Origin of the sequence: Streptomyces sp. DG2A-72 (genome assembly GCF_030499575.1) — a bacterium.
Taxonomy (GTDB): Bacteria; Actinomycetota; Actinomycetes; order Streptomycetales; family Streptomycetaceae; genus Streptomyces.
Genome location: NZ_JASTLC010000001.1, coordinates 4,337,774 through 4,352,897 on the forward strand (window position 1 = coordinate 4,337,774; position 15,124 = coordinate 4,352,897).

18 protein-coding genes are annotated in these 15,124 nt (G+C 68.6%); 8 read left to right on the top strand and 10 right to left on the bottom strand.

What is annotated here, in order from left to right:
* Window positions 1–79: 79 nt before the first annotated feature.
* The 4 genes from QQY66_RS20420 to QQY66_RS20435 all read right to left on the bottom strand — a co-directional run bounded on the left by QQY66_RS20420 (window position 80) and on the right by QQY66_RS20435 (window position 1,983).
* Window positions 80–442: a DUF6247 family protein gene (locus QQY66_RS20420; protein WP_301981775.1), complete on the bottom strand. Its 363-nt coding sequence runs from the start codon at window positions 440–442 to the stop codon at window positions 80–82.
* Window positions 439–1,095, bottom strand: coding sequence for a bifunctional 2-polyprenyl-6-hydroxyphenol methylase/3-demethylubiquinol 3-O-methyltransferase UbiG (locus QQY66_RS20425; protein ID WP_301981776.1), 657 nt, complete (start codon window positions 1,093–1,095; stop codon window positions 439–441). The genes QQY66_RS20420 and QQY66_RS20425 overlap by 4 nt, the downstream gene beginning before the upstream one ends.
* A gap of 76 nt (window positions 1,096–1,171) precedes the next feature.
* Window positions 1,172–1,657 (bottom strand): hypothetical protein, encoded by a 486-nt coding sequence (locus QQY66_RS20430; RefSeq protein WP_301981777.1) that lies wholly within the window; start codon window positions 1,655–1,657, stop codon window positions 1,172–1,174.
* Between the two features lie 14 nt (window positions 1,658–1,671).
* On the bottom strand, window positions 1,672–1,983 hold the full coding sequence (locus QQY66_RS20435; protein ID WP_301981778.1) for a DUF6415 family natural product biosynthesis protein: 312 nt from the start codon (window positions 1,981–1,983) through the stop codon (window positions 1,672–1,674).
* Window positions 1,984–2,157: 174 nt separating this feature from the next.
* Between QQY66_RS20435 and QQY66_RS20440 the strand changes: the two genes are divergently transcribed.
* Window positions 2,158–2,910 (top strand): DUF6879 family protein, encoded by a 753-nt coding sequence (locus tag QQY66_RS20440; protein WP_301981779.1) that lies wholly within the window; start codon window positions 2,158–2,160, stop codon window positions 2,908–2,910.
* A gap of 12 nt (window positions 2,911–2,922) precedes the next feature.
* Window positions 2,923–3,774 carry a helix-turn-helix transcriptional regulator gene (locus QQY66_RS20445; RefSeq protein ID WP_301981780.1) on the top strand — a complete coding sequence of 284 codons (852 nt, stop codon included), beginning with the start codon at window positions 2,923–2,925 and terminating at the stop codon, window positions 3,772–3,774.
* Window positions 3,775–3,787: 13 nt separating this feature from the next.
* Here QQY66_RS20445 and QQY66_RS20450 read toward each other — a convergent pair whose 3' ends face one another.
* Both QQY66_RS20450 and QQY66_RS20455 read right to left on the bottom strand, forming a co-directional pair.
* Window positions 3,788–4,636 (bottom strand): helix-turn-helix domain-containing protein, encoded by an 849-nt coding sequence (locus tag QQY66_RS20450; RefSeq protein ID WP_301981781.1) that lies wholly within the window; start codon window positions 4,634–4,636, stop codon window positions 3,788–3,790.
* 242 nt (window positions 4,637–4,878) lie between these two features.
* Complete coding sequence (locus QQY66_RS20455) at window positions 4,879–5,313, bottom strand: ATP-binding protein (protein ID WP_301981782.1); 435 nt, start codon at window positions 5,311–5,313, stop codon at window positions 4,879–4,881.
* Between the two features lie 113 nt (window positions 5,314–5,426).
* On the opposite strand from QQY66_RS20455, the gene QQY66_RS20460 reads away from it, so the two are divergent.
* Together QQY66_RS20460 and QQY66_RS20465 are read left to right on the top strand one after the other, a co-directional pair.
* On the top strand, window positions 5,427–6,236 hold the full coding sequence (locus tag QQY66_RS20460; protein ID WP_301981783.1) for a helix-turn-helix transcriptional regulator: 810 nt from the start codon (window positions 5,427–5,429) through the stop codon (window positions 6,234–6,236).
* Entirely contained in the window at window positions 6,233–6,412 is a 180-nt protein-coding gene (locus tag QQY66_RS20465) for a DUF397 domain-containing protein (RefSeq protein WP_301981784.1), read from the top strand. The genes QQY66_RS20460 and QQY66_RS20465 overlap by 4 nt, the downstream gene beginning before the upstream one ends.
* Window positions 6,413–6,415: 3 nt before the next feature.
* Here the strand turns inward: QQY66_RS20465 and QQY66_RS20470 are convergent, their stop codons facing one another.
* Complete coding sequence (locus QQY66_RS20470; RefSeq protein ID WP_301981785.1) at window positions 6,416–9,136, bottom strand: ATP-binding protein; 2,721 nt, start codon at window positions 9,134–9,136, stop codon at window positions 6,416–6,418.
* A gap of 108 nt (window positions 9,137–9,244) precedes the next feature.
* Here QQY66_RS20470 and QQY66_RS20475 point away from each other — a divergent pair, with 108 nt between their 5' ends.
* The 4 genes from QQY66_RS20475 to QQY66_RS20490 all read left to right on the top strand — a co-directional run bounded on the left by QQY66_RS20475 (window position 9,245) and on the right by QQY66_RS20490 (window position 10,919).
* Window positions 9,245–9,706 carry a prevent-host-death family protein gene (locus tag QQY66_RS20475; protein ID WP_301981786.1) on the top strand — a complete coding sequence of 154 codons (462 nt, stop codon included), beginning with the start codon at window positions 9,245–9,247 and terminating at the stop codon, window positions 9,704–9,706.
* Window positions 9,703–10,056 (top strand): hypothetical protein, encoded by a 354-nt coding sequence (locus tag QQY66_RS20480; protein ID WP_301981787.1) that lies wholly within the window; start codon window positions 9,703–9,705, stop codon window positions 10,054–10,056. The genes QQY66_RS20475 and QQY66_RS20480 overlap by 4 nt, the downstream gene beginning before the upstream one ends.
* Window positions 10,057–10,149: 93 nt before the next feature.
* Window positions 10,150–10,659 (top strand): DUF2165 domain-containing protein, encoded by a 510-nt coding sequence (locus tag QQY66_RS20485; protein WP_301981788.1) that lies wholly within the window; start codon window positions 10,150–10,152, stop codon window positions 10,657–10,659.
* Window positions 10,656–10,919 (top strand): hypothetical protein, encoded by a 264-nt coding sequence (locus QQY66_RS20490; RefSeq protein ID WP_301981789.1) that lies wholly within the window; start codon window positions 10,656–10,658, stop codon window positions 10,917–10,919. The genes QQY66_RS20485 and QQY66_RS20490 overlap by 4 nt, the downstream gene beginning before the upstream one ends.
* Here QQY66_RS20490 and QQY66_RS20495 read toward each other — a convergent pair.
* The 3 genes from QQY66_RS20495 to QQY66_RS20505 form a co-directional block, all read right to left on the bottom strand.
* Window positions 10,916–11,467, bottom strand: a complete 552-nt coding sequence (locus QQY66_RS20495; RefSeq protein ID WP_301981790.1) for a hypothetical protein — start codon at window positions 11,465–11,467, stop codon at window positions 10,916–10,918. The two genes, QQY66_RS20490 and QQY66_RS20495, sit on opposite strands and share 4 nt — an antisense overlap.
* A gap of 63 nt (window positions 11,468–11,530) precedes the next feature.
* Window positions 11,531–14,116 (bottom strand): bifunctional FO biosynthesis protein CofGH, encoded by a 2,586-nt coding sequence (locus tag QQY66_RS20500; RefSeq protein WP_301981791.1) that lies wholly within the window; start codon window positions 14,114–14,116, stop codon window positions 11,531–11,533.
* Window positions 14,117–14,271: 155 nt separating this feature from the next.
* Window positions 14,272–15,117 carry an LLM class F420-dependent oxidoreductase gene (locus QQY66_RS20505; protein WP_301981792.1) on the bottom strand — a complete coding sequence of 282 codons (846 nt, stop codon included), beginning with the start codon at window positions 15,115–15,117 and terminating at the stop codon, window positions 14,272–14,274.
* Between the last annotated feature and the right edge of the window lie 7 nt (window positions 15,118–15,124).

Genomic DNA, 15,124 nt, shown 5'->3' on the forward strand with positions numbered 1-15,124 from the left:
ACTGTAATCGAACGGGGACGGTGGGTTCAGGGGGCGGATCGGTATGCGGGGTGTGACCTGGGTCGTCCGGGGTGGTCAGTCATGGGCGGGGGTCGCGCAGCCCCGCCTCCGCCTCGGCGGCCTCTCGGATGGCCCGGATCTCGTCGATGGCCTGCGCCGGATCCTGCTTCCCTTCCTCCACGATCCGCTCCAGCTCACGCAGCCGGGCGGCTCGCTCCGGATACCGTTCGATAGCCACGAACACGGCCCAGGAGTGCACGAAGGCTCGTAGCGGGGCGAGGGTCTGCGTCTGCTGCGCGTTCGTGGTGGCCTCGAAGAGGTGTTGCGTCAGGGCAGGGATCTGGCTCGGCGCGATGCGCGCGACCGCAGCCCGCAACCTGTCCGGGGTCAGCTCGGGCATGGGGATCAGCGGTCCGTACGGGCCGTCGGTCAGGCTGCTCATGCCTCGGCACGCACCAAAAGCGTGCCAACGTGGCCCGGTGTGGGAGCGTCGATGACCTGAGCCACGACATCGCGGAAGCCCGCACCCGACAGCAGGCTCTTCCACCGCCGCGGCGTGTAGCTGTACCGGTACGTGTACATCGGCTTGCCGGCGAAGCCGCCCTTGTACATGCCCTGCGGGCCGTACGCGCCGGGAATGGCAGGCGGCTGCGAGAAGGCGAACACGCCCCGCGGCCTGAGCCGTTGGTGGACGAGGGGCAGCAGGTGGAGCGGGTCGGCGAACCAGGCGGCGCCGAAGATCGAATAGATCGCGTCGTAGGTCTGGTCGGTGCGGCGCAGATATTCGATCGCCTCGCCTTGGTGGAAGACGGCACCGGTCGAGGCCCACTTCTCGCTGGTCTTCTTCACCATGAGTGGCGAGAGGTCGACACCATGGGCCGTGATGCCACGCTCGGCGAGGTAGGCGACCGCGCGGCCGGTTCCGCAGCCGATCTCCAGCACCTTGGCGGGGGCTTCGCCGAGCAGCTCGGCACCGGGGCCGTGTCCGGCGTACTGCGTCCAGCAGAACGTGGGCTCGGCATCCTCCTTGAAGGCGGACTTGGCGTAGGCGTTCCAGACGTCGGTCTCGATGACGAGGTCATGACGTACGGACAAAACGGTGTTCCTCTGCGTAAGCGACCCAGCCCCGTCCCTCGGGGCGGCGAAAGGACGGGGCGACTGTAGCGGTCGGTCAGTGGCTGTCGGGGACCTTCTCGTCGCACGGGCCGCAGTCCGAGGCGTCGACCTCCCACAGCTCCATGTCGATTTCGAAGCCGTTGTTCCGGATGATCTCGGCGGTCCGCATGACGATGCCGTCGCGACGGCGCCTCACCAGTGGGGCGTGGTGCTTGTACCGGCCACCGTTGTACATCTCGCACAGGGCGAAGTAGACGGGCGTGTCGAGGATGACCTGATGCACGCCGATGTCGACGGTGCAGCCGGGGCCCATGTCGACGCCAGGATTCTCCATCGCGGTAATCAGGTACGCGATGCCCTGATCGAGGATCCGCTCGGCAAGGCTGCGGACGGCGACGCTGTCGCGCAGCAGCAGTCGCACTTCACGCTCCCACAGGTCCATGTCCTCGTCGGGGACCAGGAGCGGCTCACATTCCTGAACCGCGTTGAGGATGGCTCGTGTGTCGCGGGTCTTGGACCGGGTCTCTACTGCTGTGGCCATCTTGACCTGCCCTTCTATGAGTTGAACGTCTCGTAGTGGTCGAGCAGAGCATTCAGAGACCGCCCGAGTCGTCGGGCGTACGCGATACCACCGCTCAGACCAGGGCGGGCCTCGATGCCGAGCTTCCTCCGCGCCTCACCGATGCACGCGAGTGCGCAGTGCCGCGGGATGTCGTCCCGGTCGCGCCGTACAGCCGCTGCCTCGACTTCAGGGATGGCCAGTTGGAGGTGAACGCGAAGCGTACTGATGTAAGTGCGCATCGTCCGGAGGTCGAGTACAGGTGGATCCTTCACGTCGGTGCCGTGCGAGTCGCTGGTTTTGACCATGAACAGGACGTTAGAAAGCCGAGGTTGACGTCGGCCACGCGATGTTCTCGAATGTTCTCGCAGTCTGGCTGAATGTTCTCGGTTCGTCTCTCGCAAGGGAAGGCACGCTGTAGCGAAGGGACTTGAGGCTTGGTGATGCTGTGGGTGATGAGTCCGACACCGAGGGAGACGACCATGCCGCGACGGCTGCGCTTCAACGGCACCGACAGCAAGAACGGCGGATGCCCTGCCGTTCACGAAGACCTCGACACCGGCGAGATCGTCGTCCAGGGGGCACCGCTCTCCGAACCGGAGGACATCGCCCAGCTGCAGCACTTCGGCGTGGGCGACACTGCGGTGGTCGTACCACGCGAACTACTCGTCCATCACGGCCCCAAGGAGGTCACCCGAGTGCCCGAACTGATCGGCTTGGAGGAGTTCGGCCGGCTCTTCGAGAACTTCGAGCACACTGCCTGGCACCTTGAGACACGGGGCGGTTACGCATCGGACCGGGAGGACGCCTCGTACGCGGCGTTCGTCGAGACCGGCACGGCCACGTGGGACCTCGACAGCGACTGGTGCGCGAACATCCGCCGACAGACGTCACAGGGCAAATACGTGGGGCGTGTGCGCGTCGTCGACAACCCGCCGACCGAAGGACAGCTCTTCCTGCTGGACTACGCGAAGTGCAACGCCGCCACAGGCGAGGACGTGCGCAACCTGTGGCGCGCGGACGCAGAGCGCTTGCGCTTGCCCTCGGAGGACTTCTGGATCTTCGACAGCAGGTTGGTCGCTCTGCTCCGCTTCGACGATGTCGACACCTTGCTCGACGTCGAGGTGGTCACAGAGCCCGCACGGGTCCTGCGCTACTGCCAGGTACGCGACACCACGATGCATCACGCGGTCCCCTACGACCGGTTCGCAGCACAGTTGGCCGTAAACGACTAGCGAGAGGTACTGGTGAGCACGGACTTTCAGCAGGCTCGGGAGGCTCTCGGAGCACGCCTTCGGGAACTACGGCTCTCGGCTCCTGAAGGCCGACTCACCGGTCCGCAACTCGCCCTCCGGCTCGACTGGCCGCACTCCAAGATCTACAAGCTGGAGAACGGCCGTCAGACCGCAACCACCGAAGATCTGCGTGCCTGGGCCGAAGGCGTCGACCAGCCGCAGGCCTTCGACGAACTGGACGCCCGCCTCAAGGGCTTCGAGTCCCACATACGCTCATGGCGCCGCCAACTGGCGGCAGGCCACCGGCCGGTACAGGACAGCTGGAATGCGGAGATCGCCCGGTCCAGCCTCATCCACGCCTGGGAAGAAGCCGTCGTCCCCGGCATGTTGCAAACGGCCGACTACGCGCGGCACATCTTCCTGCGGTACGCCGACCTCCAGAACTCCGTTCGCGACACCGACGCGGCGGTCCGCGCACGAATGAAGCGGCAGGAGTGGCTGTACCAAGGGGGCAAGAAGTTCCACGCCCTTGTATGGGAGGCCGCGTTGCACGCCCGGATCTGTCCACCGTCGACACTCGCCGGCCAGCTCGACCGACTCGCGGGTGTCATCGGTATGGACACCGTGGAACTCGGGATCATCCCTCTCGGCGCACCGCTCAAGATCCCGGCGGCCAACGGCTTCTGGGTCCTCGACGACAGACTCGTGATCGCCGAGGACTGGCACGCGGAACTGTGGCTCGACGACGCGGACAGCATCACGACGTACCTCCGGGTCTGGGACACGCTGCGCGAGTCCGCGGTGTACGGGGCCGATGCCCACAACGTGATCAACCACGCCCGGCAGGCGCTGAACCCGCGCTGACATTCCAGGCTTCCTACGCCGCCGAACGGGACGTACGGCAGTCGCGGCAGCGGCCTGGCTGGTGCGCGCGGAAAGCGCGGTCGCAGCCGTCGCAGTTCTGGAAAGGGTCGGGGCGAGCGGCCTCCAGCGCGGGCTCGGAGGGCGGCGGCAGGAGCGGAGGCAGAAGGGCGGTGAGGCGGTGGGCCAGGAAGCCCGCCGGATGACGTACGCCTTCCGGCGGCAACCCTGCGGACAGCGTTCTCTGTACGTCGTCGGGGGCGACGCCTCGCTCCAGCCAGGCGACCACGGCGGGGGTGAGGCGGCGTACGTCGAACTCGGCGAGGTGAAAACGGGGATCGCGGGTGCGGAGGCCTACCAGGACGTTGCGGGCGGTGCGATGGCCGTGCAGAACAGGTGCGGTCGGGATGGGCAGGGGTGCGGCGGTCGGGGCCGGATGTTCCGGCTCCTTGAGGTCCGGGGCCGGTTCGTGGCGGCGGCTCGGTGCGGGGTTGGCCGCGCGGGCGGGGTGCAGGTGCGGCTTGTTGTACGAGGTCGTGCGGGTCACGATCCGTCCCGACGGCAGCCGTTCCTTGGTGCGGGACAGATAGCCGTGCTCCTCCAGCTCCCGCAGGGCCGAGGCGATCCGCGTCTCGCCCTCGGGGAACTTGACGGCGAGGACCTTGATGCCGACGAGGGCTCCGGTCGGGAGCGACTGGATGTGGGTGGCCAGACCGATCGCCGTCAGTGACAGATCGGGGTGCTGGGCCAGGTGGTTTCCGACGACGGTGAACTCCTCGTCGTGGCGTTTGTCCACGTGGGTAACTCCGAGGTGGGAACGGGCGGACCGGGAGCGCGGGTGCGCGCTAAAGTGCTGCTCAGTCATTGGGAAGGTCTCTGCTTCCTGAGTGATCAGGCCCTCGTCCGGGATGCCAGTCCCGGCGGGGGCCGATTTCGTGCGTACGGATGTCTACGGGACTGACGTTGCACGAACAACTCACCGACACGCCAGCCGAATTGATCGCGATCACCCGTGCGGGTGACCCGGGTGCGGTGCGTGACGGGCTGGGTGGGGTGGGTTTGGTTCTTTCCCCAGTTCTTTGGTCTTTGGCGTCGAGCCCGTCCGGGTCACTGGTGCACGCGATCCGGTGTCAGTTCGGCCCACACCGTCTTGCAGTTCGCCGGTGCCTCTTCGATGCCCCAACGGTCCGCGTACGCCGCCACGATCCGCAGGCCCCGGCCCGACTCCGCGTCACTGTCCACCGCGTCCGGGATCCGCGGGAGCCGGTCGCCGCGGGCGTCGGTGACCTCGATACGGAGGGTGCCGTCGGCGAGCAGCCAGAGCGCCAGTCGGAAGTCCCTGCCCTTGACGTGCCCGTGGAGCACAGCGTTCGACACCAGCTCGGCCACGACATGCACCGCGTCCTCGAAGGGCACTCCCCAGTCGTCGAGTTGGCGCTCGGTCAGCAGCCGCGCGAGTCGAGCACCTCTTCGAGTAGCGGACAGCTGAACCGTGAAGTGCTGCCTGGGGACGGTGACTTGGGGGAGGGATTTCTGGCTCATGTCACCCAGCGTGGCCACTCGTTCCTACGCTGAACAGCAACGACTCCGGTACCGCGCGTGACTGTCCGGATGCCCGTCGGGGTCGTACGGCTCGTACGTCGGGAGGGGATGACGTGGAGGACGAGGAAGCCGCGGCCGTACTCAAGACCGTAGGCCGCCAGATCAAGATGTGGCGAGAGGCCGCCGGGATGAGGCAGACGGAACTCGGGACGGCGATCGGGTACGGCGAGGAGATGGTCTCGTCGGTGGAGCGGGGGCGGAGGGTTCCGAGGCCGGATTTCCTGGACAAGGCCGATGAGGTGCTCGGCGCGGGCGGCAAGATCTCCGCGATGAAGAAGGACGTGGAGGAGGCTCGGTATCCGAAGAAGGTGCGGGATCTGGCGAAGTTGGAGGATGAGGCGGTTGAACTGGGGGCATACGCGAACCATTACGTGCACGGGCTGTTGCAGACGCCGGACTACACGCAGGCGCTCTACACCATGCGGCGCCCCTCGTACACGGAAGACGAGGTCGACCGGCATGTCAGCGCACGTATTGCGCGCCAGAGCGTCTTCGAGCGTGTGCCACGGCCGACGCTCACCTTCGTCCAGGAAGAGGTGACACTGCTCCGGCCGATCGGCGGCAAGATGGTGCTGCGCGAACAACTCGAACGTCTGTTGGAGATCGGTCGGTTGCGGCACGTCGAGATCCAGGTGATGCCCACGGACCGTGACGACCACGCAGGTATGGGCGGGCCCATCCGGTTGCTGAAGCTCCGGGACGGCAACACGGTGGCTCACGAGGAGGGACAGACCTACAACCGCCTGATCAGCGATCCCAGAGAGGTGCAACTCCTTGAGTTGCGCTATGGGATCATCCGAGCCCAGGCTCTTACTCCTCGAGAGTCATTGGCCCTTATCGAGAAGGCACTTGGAGAGACATGAACCTGAACTGGTTCAAGAGCAGCTACAGCAGCAACGAGGGCCCCGACTGCATCGAGGTCGCCATATCCCCCACCGACGCCACCGTCCACGTACGCGACTCCAAGGACAAGAACGGCGCGCGGCTCGCGTTCACGGACGCCTCGTGGGCGAAGTTCGTGTCGTTCGCGGGGCGCTGAGCATCAGTCGAGCGCATCGCGGATATCGTCACGCCCAGCGAGGATCTCGCCCAAGCGCGCGGCGAAGTCGGCCCGTTCGGCGACTGGGAGTTCGCGGAACCTTTGGAGCGTCTCGGCCATGTCGTCCGGGAAACCCCAGGCCGTCGGCTCCCGATCCAGGTCGTGCGGTTCCGACAGCGTGGTCTCCAACCAGTCCCGGAGCCTGGAGAGGTGACTCCACGCCTCTTCGTTCAGCAGGCGTCGCGCCTCAACGCGGAAACGAATGGATTGCGCCACCCAGTGATCAGGGTCGAGCTCCAGAGCCCGCTGGACATCCGCGGACGCATTCTCACGTGAACCGAGTGTGCGGTGCACGCTCGCTCTCTGCCAGAGCGCCCAGACGTACTCCGGGTCGAGTTCGAGTGCACGGTCCAAGTCTGGGAGTGCCTCCGCCGGATTTCCCATCCTGGCTCGGCAGACACCGCGACTCGCATATGCCGAGGCGTACTCGGCATCGAGAGCGATAGCCCGGTCGTAGTCAGTGAGGGCCTGCTCGTGACGGCCGGCGCCAGTGAGTGCGTCACCTCGCTCGCAAAGCACCCAGGCCGCATCGGGGCCCAGGGCGACGGCGCGGTCCAGATCGGCAAGGCGCCGCTCCGAGTCACCGTGCCACCGCCACACCCGCGCCCGGCGTACTAAGGCCCATACATAGCCCGGATCCAGTTCCAGGGCTCGGTCCAGATCCGAGACTGCCCCGTCCTGGTCACCGAGCAGCAGCCTGGCAACTCCGCGGGAGGCCCACGCAACCTTTCTCGCCGGATCGAGTCCGATCGCTCTGCCCAGATCCCTCACGGCGGCTTCATAGTCGCCCGTCAGACGGTGGTAGTCACCGCGCAGGCTCAAGGTCCTGGGTTTGTCCGGGGCCAACTCGTCGGCTCGGTCCAGGTCTGCAACGGCACCGGGATAGTCACCCTGGTGTGCTCGCGCGATGGCCCTGCCTTCATACGCCGACGGTGATGCTGGATCGAGTTCGAGGGCCCGATCAAACTCGATCGCCGCTGCGGCGTGATCCCCTGCGGTGCCGAGCTCGACGCCCCGCAACGTGTACGCCTTCGCCCGTCCCCGTGCGTCCAGGCGGCCCTTCGCCAGCAGCAGTCCCAGTGCTTCGAGAGCGCCACCCCTTTCCAACGCCCCCAGCAGGTCGTTCCCCCAGGCCCCGACCTCCCCCGCGTCCGCGTCCTCCCCCACCTGCACCAGCGCCTGCGACCATCGCCGCGCCACCACATCGCCCTCGCCGCACGCATCCACGAGATCCCGAAGCACTCGCGAGAGAGCAGCCCGGGGCTTCGCGCACAGCAGGTGATACACCTCGGCGAGTCGGAGCTCACCCCACGCCTCGTCTCTCCACAACTCCTCCGAACCCAGGTCGGCTTCGGCTTCCGCACGCCATCGGCCGAACACGTCGGCAAGCCGCGTGTGCCTGTCTGACCATCCGCGAGGCGAGCGCAGCCGCTGCATGCGGAGCATCGGCGCTCGAACAACGTCGTGATACTGCAGCCGCTTCCCGCCCCCGCCGAGGAACGGCATGCCCCTCAGCCATGCCAAGAGCGCGTCGGCATCCTTCTCGGGACAGTCCACGATTGCCCGGAACACGTCCGCGTCCAGCCACCGCGGCAGCGCACAAGCGAGGGCGACACCCCGGCGCACCGGATCCGGCTCCCATCTCAGGAACCGCTCCACCGCGTCCACGCTCGGATCCCCAACCCCGTCCGGGTCGGCCGGACCGGTCTCGGCGAGGGTCGACACCAGCACCGGCAGCCCGCCCGTGAGACGCAGCACCTCCGCGACGACCGACTCCTCCCGCACCCCCTTGTCCGCCAGCAGCCCGCGCGCCTCGGCCTCTGTGAAGGGGCCCAGCGGGATGTCCTCCATGAAGTCGGCGAATCCGCCCCAGCGGGCGGTGTCGAACGGCTGCTGACCGGCGGTCACCACCACCACGTTGGCGGCGAGGACGCCGTACCGATCGGTCGTCATCACCTCGTGCAGCCAACGGTCAAGGAACAGCCCGGTCCGCTCGTAGGTGTCGAAGAACAACACGATCCACGGTGCTGTGGAAGCGGCGTCCGACAACTCGGCCAGCAGCGCCGGGGTGAGGACGCTCTCGGGGGACAGCACGATCTGCACGTCCCGCTGGCTGCGGAAGCGCGCGCTGAGACCGGCACGTAGCCGGTCGGCGCCCTGGGCGAGACGGTCAGCGTCCATAGCTCCGGCGAAGGGGCCGGCGCCGGGTACCAGTCCGAGCCCAGCGAGGCCGAGCCGGACCGTCGTCGCTGTCACCGCCGAGGGTCCCTCAGGCTCGAGGTCCAGCGTGGCCACCGTCGCCTCAGCTTCGTGCCGCCGCTCCCGGTGTGCGTCCAGCAGCCGGTCGAGTTCCTTGAACCTGTGTCCCTGGACGGCGAGTTGGCGGCTGATCGCCGCCATCGCCTCCGGCACGCTCCCGGCGTTCTCGTCGATGTACGCCGTGAGGGCGCCACGTTCACGGGCGATGTGCTCCAACTCTCGTACCAGGAAGGTTTTCCCGACTCCCGCATTGCCGTGCGCGTGGAACAGGAACCGATGCCGCTCGTCCTCCGGCCCGAGGTCGAGGTTCCGTCGGAACGTGGCCCGCTCATCGCTCCGCCCTACGAACCCGGCCCGACTGCGCTGCCGGATCAGCTCCTGCATCGACGGCCGAGTCGGCCTCATCCGCTCCACCCCCGTAGCCCGTCTGCCTGAATTCTGGCAGAGGCCCGAGCCCTCCGGGACAGCCACTCATCGATTGACTTCGGAACACATTCCGAAGTACCGTGGACCATGTCCACTCCCACGGTCGCCTTCTCCGAGCTCTCGAAGAACTCGAAGCGTGTCGCCGAAACGCTCGACCGGGCTCAGCGCGTCCACATCACGCGTCGTGACGGCGAGGACCTCTACCTGACGACCGCACGCCACGATCAGCAGCGCGAGGAAACGGCGGACATCACGGCCCGTCTGCTCGCCGCCCTCGTCCGCAGCGATGCCGGTGAGCGGGCCATACTGCGCGCGCTGCCTTCGGTCTTCCCATGGGTCCGTCATCTGTCGGCGGACGAGTTGAAGCAGTTCGTCGCCGAGCTGATCGACGCCACGTACGACGCGGCCCAGTTGGACGTCCACGCCAATCTCCACCGAGTCGTCGTCGAATGGCGCGCGACGGCCCGCATCCTCGCCGACCCCGAGCTCACCGCGCAGCTCACCCGCCGGCTGCCGGACGAGGACCACGGCGAGGTGACGGCCCCGTGAGCCCTAAGCGTGGCGACGACGTCGCCCCACCGCCCGTGGGCGGGGAATGGCGCCTGCGATTCGCGACGAACGAGGCGGCGAAGGGTTGGGGCGAGCTGGGCGCGGAGGCGCCAGGGAACACCCGGCGCTGCTTCGAGACACTGCGCAGCGACCCCATGTCCCGGACGGACCCCGACCGTCAGCACCGGCTGCGGGGGCGTTTGGCCACAGGCCACCTCGGCGGTCAGGAGTATCCCCAGTGGGAGTACGAGGTGACGGCAGGTGGTCGCGTGCGCTACCTCGTCGACGAGGAGCGCCGCACCGTCCATCTCGTGTACGCATCCACCCGCCACCCCAAGGACACCGACTAGTTCGTCCGGGTTGCCCCAACTCCGCTTCCGGGGAAATCGTTTCGGGCTCGATTGAGCTGGAACACAGTGGCCCGCCCCGGAAGGATGACCTTCATGACGACAACACCCCCACGGACCTCACGCAGCGCCCTCCACCTCACCGCCACCCTCCTCACCGCGAGCGTCGCGCTCTACATAGCGCTCGTCGCCTTCGGGAACATCACCGACTTCGGGACGAACCAGCAGTTCGTGCGGCACGTCCTGGCGATGGACACGACGTTCAAGGACGACGACCTGATGTGGAGAGCGATCACCAGTAAGGGACTTCAGGACACGGCGTATGTGGTGATCATCGTCTGGGAGACGGTCGCCGCGCTGGTGCTGCTGTACGGCACGTGGCTCTGGTTCCGCCGCGACGACGCCCGCGCCCGCCGCTTCTCGACGTACGGCCTGCTGATGGTGCTGCTGCTCTTCGGCGCCGGGTTCATCGCGATCGGCGGTGAGTGGTTCTCGATGTGGCAGTCGGCGGACTGGAACGGGCTCGATGCGGCGACGCGAGCCTTCGTGTTCAGCGGGATCGTGCTGCTCGTCGTGCAGCTGACCGGCGCACGGAGTGAGTCATGACGGACGGGACCGGGACGACACCACGCGTGGTGGCCGTCAACCGCCGCACCGAGCAGGCCCCCGACAGCCCGCCGGCCGGGCCGGGGCCTCGGCACCGGGCGCTCGACGCCTGGGTGGGCCGGTGGATCAACCAAGGCGACAGCGTTCGTTCCACCGTGGTGTTCAGCGACGATCACGGCGTCCAGACGGTCCTGCACGAGCGCACCGACGACGGGACCACCTACCGGCCCTCCATCCGATCGGCTAGGACCGTGCCCTAGTCAACGACGACCACCGTCGTCCCCGTCGACCCGAACGTCCACACCGCCGACCCGTCGGCCTCGCGCATCCGGATGCCGCCGGTCTGGGTGCCGGAGGCCGGCGGGGGTGAGGAGCCGTCGACTGCGTTGGAGAAGGCGATGTTGAGGCCGGACTTGGTGGCGAAGTAGACGATGTTCTCGATCGCCACCCCGTCCGAGCCGGTCGTCGCGTCGCGGCGGGAGACGACGGAGTAGCTGCCGGGGTCGGGGGCGACCGTCCCCGGCCATACGGCGAACGTGCGGCGGGCGGCATCGCTCGCGTCGACCAGCCACACCCGCCGCTGCCCGAGGGAGTAGACGATGCGCCGGCCGGTGCCGGAGGCGTCCGGTACCGCGGCCGGCGCGGAGGCGGTGGGGCTGGGCTGGGTGCCCCCCGAAGCCGACGCCGACGGGCTCGGACGGGCCGTCGCCGTGGGACGCGGGCCCTTGTCGGCCTGGACGGCCAGGGCGGCGACCACAGCTATCGCTCCCACCGTCAGACCGGTCACCCAGACCTTCGGGGCTGGCACGGGTACGCATCTCCTCAGCTCACCGACAGGGTCGGATCATCGTACTGCGAGAGCTCTGCCCCCTCAGTCCAGCACCGGCAACAGCTCCGGCAGATGACCGTCCGACGCCTGAGCCGCCCGCTGCCGCTCCTGAGGCACCTCCCCGTAGAGCGTCGTACGCGGCTTCGCCGGGCGGCCCGCCGCCTCCGCCACGGCCACCAGGTCACGTACCGACTTGTACGAGCCGTACGACGACCCCGCCATCCGCGAGATCGTCTCCTCCATCAGCGTGCCGCCGAGGTCGTTCGCGCCCGAGCGGAGCATTTCCGCCGCGCCCTCCGTGCCCAACTTCACCCAGCTCGTCTGGATGTTGGGGATGTGAGGGTGGAGCAGGAGGCGGGCCATCGCCGTCACCGCTCGGTTGTCCCGCATGGTCGGGCCCGGGCGGGCGATGCCCGCCAAGTACACCGGCGCATTGGTGTGGATGAACGGCAAGGTCACGAACTCCGTGAAGCCGCCCGTCCGTTGCTGGATCCCGGCCAGGGTGCGCAGGTGGCCCAGCCAGTGGCGCGGCTGGTCCACATGGCCGTACATCATCGTCGACGAGGACCGGATGCCGACCTCGTGCGCCGTCGTGATCACCTCGATCCAGGTCGCCGTCGGCAGCTTGCCCTTCGTCAGGATCCAGCGGACCTCGTCGTCGAGGATCTCCGCCGCCGTGCCCGGGACGGAGTCGAGGCCCGCTTCCTTCGCCGCCGTCAGCCACTCGCGGATCGAAAGCCCGGTCCGGGTCGCGCCGTTGACCACCTCCATCGGCGAGAAGGCGTGCACATGCATGCCGGGGACGCGGTCCTTCACCGCCTTCGCGATGTCGAAGTACGCCGTGCCGGGCAGGTCCGGGTGGATGCCGCCCTGCATGCACACCTCCACCGCCCCCACGTCCCACGCCTGCTGCGCCCGGTCCGCGACCTGCTCCAGCGACAGCGTGTACGCGTCCGCGTCCGAGCGGCGCTGCGCGAAGGCGCAGAAACGGCAGCCCGTGTAGCAGACGTTGGTGAAGTTGATGTTCCGGGTGACGATGTACGTGACGTCGTCGCCGACCACCGACTTGCGTACGTCGTCGGCGACCTGGCACAGCGCGTCCAGCGCCGGACCGTCCGCGTGCAGCAGCGCCAGCGCCTCCTCGTCGGTCAGCTTCGTCGGATCGTCCGCCGCCGTCGCCAGAGCGGCGCGTACGTCCGTGTCGATCCGGGACGGCACCATGCCCGGCGCCGCCGCCTCGCGCAGGGCGCCCCAGTCGCCGTACACCTCGTCGAAGTCGTCGCGGCGGTCGGACGTACGGCCCTCGGTGTCGATGGACGTGTGCAGATCCGTACGGCCGGAGGGGACGAACACCTCCTCGGGCTCCTGCCAGGGGTGCCCCTCGACCACGGCGTCCCGGCGCGCCAGCCCCGTCTCCGGGTCGGCCAGCGCGCGGACGTGCGGGCGCAGCCGCGGGTCCAGCCAGGGCTCGCCGCGCTGCACGAACTCCGGGTAGACGCAGAGGCGTTCGCGCAGTTCGAAGCCGGCAGCACGCGAGCGCTCGGTAAGTTCCTCGATCTGCGGCCAGGGACGTTCCGGGTTGACGTGGTCGATGGTCAGGGGCGACACCCCGCCCCAGTCGTCGATTCCGGCGCCGATCAGCCGCTCGTACTCGGAGTCGACCAGGTTCGGCGGCGCCTGCAGACAGGCCGCCGGGCCCATGATGTGCCGGGCCACCGCCACCGTCGCGACCAGTTCGTCCAGCTCCGCGTCCGGCATGCCCCGCATCGCGGTGTCCGGCTTGGCGCGGAAGTTCTGGATGATCAGTTCCTGGATGCCGTGGTACGACCGCGATACGCGGCGCAGCGCGAACAGCGACTCGGCGCGCTCCTCGTATGTCTCGCCGATGCCGATGAGGAGTCCCGACGTGAAGGGGACCGACGACCGCCCCGCGTCCTCCAGCACCCGCAGCCGTACGGCGGGTTCCTTGTCCGGGGAGCCGTAGTGCGGCCCGCCCGGCTCGGACCACAGCCGCGTGGCCGTCGTCTCCAGCATCATGCCCATGGACGGGGCGACCGGCTTCAGCCGCTGGAAGTCGGTCCATGACATGACCCCGGGGTTGAGGTGGGGCAGCAGCCCCGTCTCCTCCAGGATGCGGATCGATATGGCCCGGACGTACGCGATCGTGTCGTCGTAGCCGTGCGCGTCGAGCCATTCCCGCGCCTCCGGCCACCGCTCCTCGGGCTTGTCGCCGAGGGTGATGAGGGCTTCCTTGCAGCCGAGGGCGGCACCTCGGCGGGCGATGTCGAGGACCTCGTCCGGGGACATGAACATCCCGTGTCCGGCCCGGCGCAGCTTGCCCGGGACGGTCACGAACGTGCAGTAGTGGCATTTGTCCCGGCACAGCCGGGTGAGGGGGATGAAGACGCTCTTCGAGTAGGTGATGACCCCGGGGCGGCCGGCCGCCTCGAGGCCCGCGTCCCGCACCCGGGCGGCGGACGCGGTGAGGTCGTCGAGGGCCGCACCGCGAGCCTGGAGCAACACCGCCGCCTCGTCGACGTCAAGGGCGACGCCGTCCCGGGCGCGTTTGAGGGCGCGACGCATGGAGTTCTCGGTGGGGCCGGTTCCGGAGCTCACGGAGGTCGTCATCCTTCGAGCATACGGAGGGGCTCCGCCGGTTCAGCGGGGACGGGGGGCAACGGTTCGTGGACCACTGCGGGCTCGTCGTGGCTGGTCGCGCCCACGCGGCGGAGCCGCATATCCAATACAGCCCCGCGCCCCTGGGTTGGCAGCCATCCCCTCGGCTACAGGTACTCGGCATACCCGTCCAGCACCCGCAGAACCTCCGCCTCCCCCGCCGGAGGCAGTTGCACCACGACCTCCTCGATACCCAGGTCGGCATAGTGCGCCAGCTTGCCCGAGGTCGGATAGACCGCGTACGGCACGACCTGGAGCCCCGCCGGGTCGCGGCCCGCGTCCGCCCAGGCGGCCCGCAGCCGCGGCATCGACTCCGACAGGCCCCGCCCCCCGATCGGCATCCACCCGTCGGCGTACTCGCAGATGTGCGTGAAGAGCTTCGGCCCCGCGGCGCCCCCGACGAGCGTGCGCGGACCGACCACCGGGCCGCGCGGCTTCTGTACGGGCTTGGGGTAGGCGTGACTCGCCCGCACACCCCCGAACTCACCCTCGTACGCGGTCGGTTCCTCCGCCCACAGCGCCCGCATCAACGCCATACGGTCCCGGACGAGTTCCCGGCGGGTCCGCCACTCCACCCCGTGGTCGGCGGCCTCCTCCACGTTCCAGCCGAAGCCGAGCCCGAGCGTGAATCGGCCGCTCGACAGATGGTCGACCGTCGCGATCTGCTTGGCCAGGTCGATCGGGTCGTGCTGGGCCACGAGCGTGATGCCGGTGCCGAGGCCCAGGCGGTCCGTCACGGCCGCGGCCTGGCCCAGCGCGACGAAGGGGTCGAGCGTACGGCCGTACTCGGGCGGCAGCTCCCCGCCCGCCGGGTACGGGGTGACCCGCTCGACGGGGATGTGCGTGTGCTCGGGCAGATACAGCCCGGCATAGCCCCGCTGCTCCAGCTCGCGGGCGAGCCGGGTCGGGGTGATCGTCTCGTCGGTGAGGAAGATCGTGACGGAGAGGCGCATGGCCCAT